Annotated in this window: 6 protein-coding genes and 1 pseudogene; 1 reads left to right on the top strand and 6 read right to left on the bottom strand. The window is 62.5% G+C overall.

Translation table 11 applies throughout. From position 1 onward, the window contains the following. Window positions 1–156 precede the first annotated feature (156 nt). Window positions 157–513 (bottom strand): hypothetical protein, encoded by a 357-nt coding sequence (locus YH3_RS29980; RefSeq protein ID WP_042450945.1) that lies wholly within the window; start codon window positions 511–513, stop codon window positions 157–159. A gap of 189 nt (window positions 514–702) precedes the next feature. Between YH3_RS29980 and YH3_RS29985 the strand changes: the two genes are divergently transcribed. Beyond that, window positions 703–1,041 carry an RNA polymerase-binding protein RbpA gene (locus tag YH3_RS29985; protein WP_003944971.1) on the top strand — a complete coding sequence of 113 codons (339 nt, stop codon included), beginning with the start codon at window positions 703–705 and terminating at the stop codon, window positions 1,039–1,041. Between the two features lie 429 nt (window positions 1,042–1,470). Here YH3_RS29985 and YH3_RS29990 read toward each other — a convergent pair whose 3' ends face one another. From YH3_RS29990 to YH3_RS30010, 5 genes and pseudogenes are all read right to left on the bottom strand, one after another. Next, window positions 1,471–2,649 carry a PrsW family intramembrane metalloprotease gene (locus YH3_RS29990; protein WP_064444604.1) on the bottom strand — a complete coding sequence of 393 codons (1,179 nt, stop codon included), beginning with the start codon at window positions 2,647–2,649 and terminating at the stop codon, window positions 1,471–1,473. After that, window positions 2,646–3,299 carry a hypothetical protein gene (locus tag YH3_RS29995; RefSeq protein WP_228232700.1) on the bottom strand — a complete coding sequence of 218 codons (654 nt, stop codon included), beginning with the start codon at window positions 3,297–3,299 and terminating at the stop codon, window positions 2,646–2,648. The genes YH3_RS29990 and YH3_RS29995 overlap by 4 nt, the downstream gene beginning before the upstream one ends. Window positions 3,300–3,435: 136 nt before the next feature. Next, window positions 3,436–4,266, bottom strand: a complete 831-nt coding sequence (locus YH3_RS30000) for a hypothetical protein (RefSeq protein WP_007729819.1) — start codon at window positions 4,264–4,266, stop codon at window positions 3,436–3,438. A 92-nt stretch (window positions 4,267–4,358) separates the two neighbouring features. Beyond that, complete coding sequence (lnt, locus tag YH3_RS30005) at window positions 4,359–5,927, bottom strand: apolipoprotein N-acyltransferase (RefSeq protein WP_003944845.1); 1,569 nt, start codon at window positions 5,925–5,927, stop codon at window positions 4,359–4,361. A gap of 37 nt (window positions 5,928–5,964) precedes the next feature. Then, window positions 5,965–6,218 (bottom strand): annotated as a pseudogene (locus YH3_RS30010) (amidohydrolase); the annotation flags it as partial.

Raw genomic sequence — 6,218 nt, forward strand, 5'->3', positions numbered from 1 at the left:
GCCGAAGGTCATCGACCTCGACGAAGGGTCGCTTCGAAGTCCGAACCTCCCCGAAGGTCCGAACTCAGGATCAAAATTTGTCGTCGTCAGGCGTCAGGAGCACCGCAGTGTTGCAGTGCTCGACGCAAGGCTAGAAACCGGTTGCCCACACCTGCTCTACCGGAAACGTTCGGCTTCGCGGGCAAGCTCGGTCAACCGTTCACACAACTGTGTGAGCTCTGAACTCTCTGCGCCCTCGGCAACTGCTGTCGCCACATCTTCGGCAGCGCATCGGACCTCGAACATCCGATCCACGAGTTCGACCGCTTCGACTGCGGTCAAGATGACGGCGTCAGCCGGGATCGACGTGCCCTTGACGGCATTGCGCTGCTCGTACGCACGCTGTCGACAAGACTGGCTGCAGTACCGGCGTCGACGACCGACACCGGTCACCGCGACCTCTCGACCACACCACACACACGGGTTTCCCGAACGCGCAGACTGCGGTGATCCGACGCGTGTGCTCTCAGCCATGAATCGACACTGTACTCGAGATTCGGACGCCTTCGATGAACGCGCACGGTACCCGGTAAGATGGAGAGGTTGCGTCTTCTCGCCACACGGGAACCAATCGGGTGCTCGTGGCGTTGTAGATGAGTGTGAGCGTCTACTCCCCAAGTCAGGGCGCCCACCAGCGGTGACGAACGAAGAGAGGACACCACCATGGCAGATCGCGTACTTCGAGGTAGCCGACTCGGAGCTGTGAGCTACGAGACCGACCGTGACCATGACCTCGCGCCCCGTCGTATGGCCAAGTACAAGTGCGAGAACGGCGAGATCTTCGACATCCCGTTCGCGGACGAAGCCGAGATCCCCGGCACCTGGTTGTGCCGAAACGGCCTCGAAGGCACCCTCATGGAGGGGACTGCTCCCGAAGCCAAGAAGGTCAAGCCTCCCCGCACCCACTGGGACATGCTGCTCGAGCGTCGTTCGGTCGAGGAACTCGAAGAGCTCCTCAAAGAGCGTCTCGATTTGCTGAAGGCCAAGCGTCGCGGCGCATGAACTAGCACTTCGATCAAGACCGTCCGGTTCTACACCGGGCGGTCTTTCTCGTTCTTCGGGGAGTGATCGTTCACAAGTCGACGTCATACTTCGGCCCTTCTTCGACGTGGCAACTTCAGGATGCTTCGCGGTCCTCAAAGACACTTCAGGGCAACGTCATTCAGCATCCAGGCGCACTCGCGGGCCGACAGTGCGCAAATCCTGGACTTGCGCTGGAGAACCATCGGCGCTGCTTCGTGCACCAGTGTGAGCTGTATCCCCCACCCCGCGACACACCAAACTTCGGTACACCAAACTTCGATACGGAGTGAACTGGTAGCCCAGTCACTCGGCCGGGTTGCTTGCCAAGTGACGATGGCAAGCAACCCGGCCGACTGGGGTGTGGGTGAATGATTTGCGGTGCTGAACGGTTCTTCCGCTACTTCCCGGTCACCGAGTGATGCTCTGTGCCGCGGTTCCTTGGCGGAGGCGGGTGATTTCGTTGCGTGATTCGACGACCTGGGGGCTGTCGTCGCCCTTGCTGACAGCTAGGTCGCTGCACAGATCCAGCGCGGCACGAACGATATGTCGTCGTTGGCGACGTTCGGTGCGAGTGGGTGCGGCTTTCGCGTAAGTGCGTTGTTGTCGCCATCCGCCGGCGGCTGTCACCTCGGCGTCGGTCAGGACGCCGGACTCGATTTCCGGGGCGAGAATGTCACGGACGAAGTGGGATTCACGTGGGTGCGCCCAGACGAACGCGATCCACAAGGCAGTGAACGCGAAGACGATGTCGCCGATCATGATGACGAACACGAGCGAACTGCTGCCGCCGGCGATCGCGAGCATGGAATCCCACACGCCGTGGATCAGGATGGGTGCCACGATCAACGCCAATCCGCGTCCGATCCGCCGGGGCTGGGCCGGGGTGCCGATCAGATAGATCACGCCGGCGCAGAAAAGGGCGGTGAAGAGGGGATGAGAGACGATGTCGGAGTAGGTGCGGGTGGCGATGGAACCGAGCAGGCCGTCGGTTTGGTGGGCGCCGAAGCCCTGTGTTGCGCCGGCAATCGAGTACAGAAAGTCTTCGCTGGTCTGAAATCCCAAGCCGATGAAAGCACCGAGGAGCAGGCCGTCGGTTGCGGTGCGCACCAGGCGTGGTGCAAGCGCGAGGAGGACTACGATGCCGATGCCTTTGGCGGTTTCCTCCACGAAGGGTGCAGAGAGGCCCGCATGCCAGTCCTGAGCCCATACCTGCCCGAAAATCTTCGAGTAGAGCGAACCGACTGCTCCGTTCGCGGGTACTGCGATAGTGAACGTTGCTGCGGTGGCGCCCCAGATGAAGCCGGTGACCACTAGTCCTACGGGTTGGCGTTCGTGGCGGTCGATGTGCCGGAACCACCATGTCCAGACCGCGGCGCTGATGACGCCGACGATGCCGGCAACGAGGAGTGCGCGCCCGAAGTATCCGGCGAAGGGAGCAAACATCTGCCAGCCTTTGACGAGGCCGAATCCGCACATCCACAGGTATATCCAGAACACGACGTTGCGTGGCTGGAAGAAGTGAAATTTCTCGCCCCAGGCCGTCGTATCGAATGCGCGGGAGCGGGTTTCGAGGAGATCGGTGCTCACTTGGTGTCTCCCTCGTGTGTGCCGATAGAGGCGATCATGTCGGTGATTTCTCGACTGCGGGCGGCGATCTGATCGGGTGGGCCGACTACCTGTACCCGAATTCCCTTGCCGTCGACGACGAATGTGGTCACCGATCCGGCGGACCGCGGAGTGTCAAAGCTGACCTGGACGCCGCTCAGACCCCCGGCGGTGCTGATCGGCTGGCGCGCACCGGAGACCGCAAGCACGGAACTGCCGTTCGTCGCAAGACTCACGGCATCTGTTTGGGAGAGGAGCTCGTCGGCAGTTCCACTGAATGTGTCGGCGTCGACGCTCACGGTGACGGTGCCATCGGTCAACGTCACACGTGGGAGCGAATCGGACGCGCCATGTTGGTCGGTTCGGAAACCACTGTCGACATTCCAGCCCGCAGGTACGGCGAAGGAGACCGTTTCGGTCACGGCCATCCGGTCTCCGGCGCCGGTTGGATCTTCGGAGGAGACAGCGGAATCGATGGCGGGCACGATCACGGTCCAGAGCATCCACACCGCCAAGATCGCGAGGGCGTGTGGGAAGACTCGTGTGTCGAATCCGAGGAAGCGGTGATCCGCTGGTGGACGTCTTCCGTGTAGGGGCTCGTGCTTGTGTGCAGTACTCGAAATAACGCTCAATTTCCCTCGTTTCCATTGCACGGCAGGTGCACTGACTATCGCAGAAACGGACAAATTCCGTGCATCAGCCGGCACCTGCCGGTCATCGAGACGATCGTGCACCAAGTTCCCGTAGGCGCGAGATCACCGAGAGCTCCTAGTCGACGGTGAACCGTCGCATCGCCAGATGTCCGAACACGCCGACCAGAATCAACGTGACGCCTGCGGTCACGGAAACGGAGTCGGTCACCAACCCCGCGATGCCGGTCACGGCTACGAACACCGGCAAAAAGTCGAACAGCCTGAAAATCGACTGCGGTGGTTCGGTTTCGAGGCCCTGAGCCTGAGCGGCCTTGTTCGGCGCATACTCGGGGTACCACTCGGTGAAGGAGATCGCGAAGAAGGTTCCGAGCAACTGCAGAATCCATCCGGTCCAGAAGTTGTCACCGTCGTGCAGCAGTGCGTCTCCGAACAGGCCCACTACGGCCGACCAGGTGAAGGCGAGAGCCCACACCGCCGTAATGACGTAGTTGATGTGCAGAAACAGAGGCGTCGCCCAATACTCTTCGGGCGTCGACTCTTTCGCGTACTGCAAAGTGAAAGGATTGCGGAGCAGGATCGATCCGAAGGCAAAGACCACCAGCGCGATGTTGGTCAGTTCGCCTCCCCAGAGTTCGAACCACCGAATCGTGTTCGCCGACGCGAGGAGGCCGATGGCCGCCAGAACGCCGAAGAACACGACGTCGAAGACCTCCAACAGCTTCACGGTGCCGCCGCGCCGGTGACTGGCCGCCAAGATCAGCAGCGACAACCCGAGGGCTGCGGCCGCGGATTCCTCGAACCTTCCCGGCCCGGAGAGCAAGGACAGCAAGATCCACGGTGACAGGCCGGCGAGCGGTGACTGCAGAACCGCGTCGACGACACTGGTTTTGTGAACTGCATCCCGGGGCTCGGACTTGTCTGGCTCGGTTTTCTCAGGCTCGGTCACAAGAAGCCGCCTTACGCAGGAACGGGTGGCACAGCGAGTACCCGCGTAGGCGCTCCTCGGAACATCGGCAGCCCCAATATCCGATGCTCGGCTCAGATTGCCGCAGTCTCCTCGGGTGAGTGCTCAGCCTGATCTCGGCGCCGGGCCAGCACTGCCATGGCAATCGCGCCGACCGCGATGATGCTGAGCACGATCTCCGGCACCGGACCTACTCGGCTGGCAAGGGTGGAGCTGGTCGAGAGCGGCACCTTCGCCACCAGGGCCGCCGGCACGAACAGGTCGGTTTGCGAAGTCACCGCACCGTCGGGAGCGATGATGGCGCTGACACCACTGGTTGCGGCGACAACGACGGCGCGGCCGTGCTCGACTGCCCGCACACGCGACATTGCCAGCTGCTGATAGGTCATCTCGGTGTCCCCGAAAGTGGCGTTGTTGGTCGGTACCGCCAGCAACTGTGCACCGTTGCGCACAGATTCCTGGAACGCCCGGTCGAACGCCACCTCGTAACAAGTCGCGACACCGATGGGTACCCCCGCTGCATGGACAACGCCGTTGCCCTCGCCGGGAACGAAATTGCCCGCGCGATCGGCGTACGAGGAGAAGTTCCGGAAGAAGCTTCGGTAGGGCAGGTATTCGCCGAACGGCTGAATGATCTTCTTGTCGTGCTGTTCCTGAGGACCGTTGGCGCCGTCCCACACGATCACCGAATTGGTGGTCGTACGATCGGCGTTCACGAGTACGGTGCCGACAAGAATCGGCGCTCCGATCGCTTCGGAGGCCCGGGTGATGTCGGCAGCGGCATCGGCGTTTCGCAGGGGGTCGATGTCCGAGGCGTTCTCCGGCCAGATCACGACGTCAGGCTGATCGACGCGGCCCGCGTCCACCTCGGCAGCAAGTTTCACGGTTTCGGCGACATGGTTGTCGAGGACCTGCTTGCGTTGCGAGTTGAAGTCCAAGCCCAACCTCGGAACGCTTCCCTGAATGGCGGCGACGGTGATCGTTCGATCACCGGAATCCATGGTGGACAAGAACGGCGACACCACGAGAGCAATGATCACGGGCACGAGGGCAGCGGCAACAGCTCCGAAGAATCCTCGGTCCCATCGTTTGGCCGCGACAGCGACTGCAACTGCTGCCAAGCCGGTACCGGTCAGGGCCACCGCGAAGCTGAGCAGCGGCGCACCGCCGACACTCGCAAGAGGGAGGAGCCACCCTTCGGATTGACCGAATGCGAGCCTGCCCCAAGGAAATCCGCCGAAAGGAACGCTGGAACGAAGCCACTCGGTGAGCGTCCAGGTCGCAGCAATCCACAAGGGTGCCCATGGCAACCTCGCCACCAGAACCGCAAGCAGCCCGAACAGTCCGATGAACAACGACTCCACCGCGGCCAACGCGATCCACGGGACCGCACCTACGAACACACCGATCCACGGAAGCAACGGCACCAGAAATCCGAGACCGGCCAAGTATCCGTAACCGAAGCCGGCACGAAGGCGCAGTCCGCCGCGCCCGAAGTTCGTCAACACACACGTCAGAAGAGCGATCCCGACGGGCGCCAAGAACCACAGCGGGCGGGGTGGGAACCCTGCGAAGATCAGGAATCCACCTGCGGCCGCGTACAGCGAACGTAGCCATGCGGAACCGGTGAGCACAGCGCTCACACGGGAGCGATCACCGACAGACGCCTCTGCGCCGGCCTCACTCACTCGACGAGCCGCGCTGATAGACGACGCGTCCGCGATGCACCGACTTGATGCAGACCGGAATCGGCGCATCTTCCGCCAGCCTCGGCAGAGCGGGTACGCGCGAGCGCGGATCGGTAGACCATCGCTGAACCGAGTCGGCGGGTGCGCTCACTTCGAGTTCGCCTGCCTCCCACAACACGTAGGAGGCCGGTGCGCCCGGATTGAGGGTTCCCGCGGCGCCGTCCCGCACTCCGCCCGCGCGCCAGG

The organism is Rhodococcus sp. YH3-3, from assembly GCF_001653035.1.
GTDB lineage: Bacteria > Actinomycetota > Actinomycetes > Mycobacteriales > Mycobacteriaceae > Rhodococcus_F > Rhodococcus_F qingshengii.

Excerpts from the sequence above, each read along its gene's own strand:
- YH3_RS29980 (WP_042450945.1), bottom strand. The coding sequence starts at position 513 with ATGGCTGAGAGCACACGCGTCGGATCACCGCAGTCTGCGCGTTCGGGA.
- YH3_RS29985 (WP_003944971.1), top strand. The coding sequence starts at position 703 with ATGGCAGATCGCGTACTTCGAGGTAGCCGACTCGGAGCTGTGAGCTAC.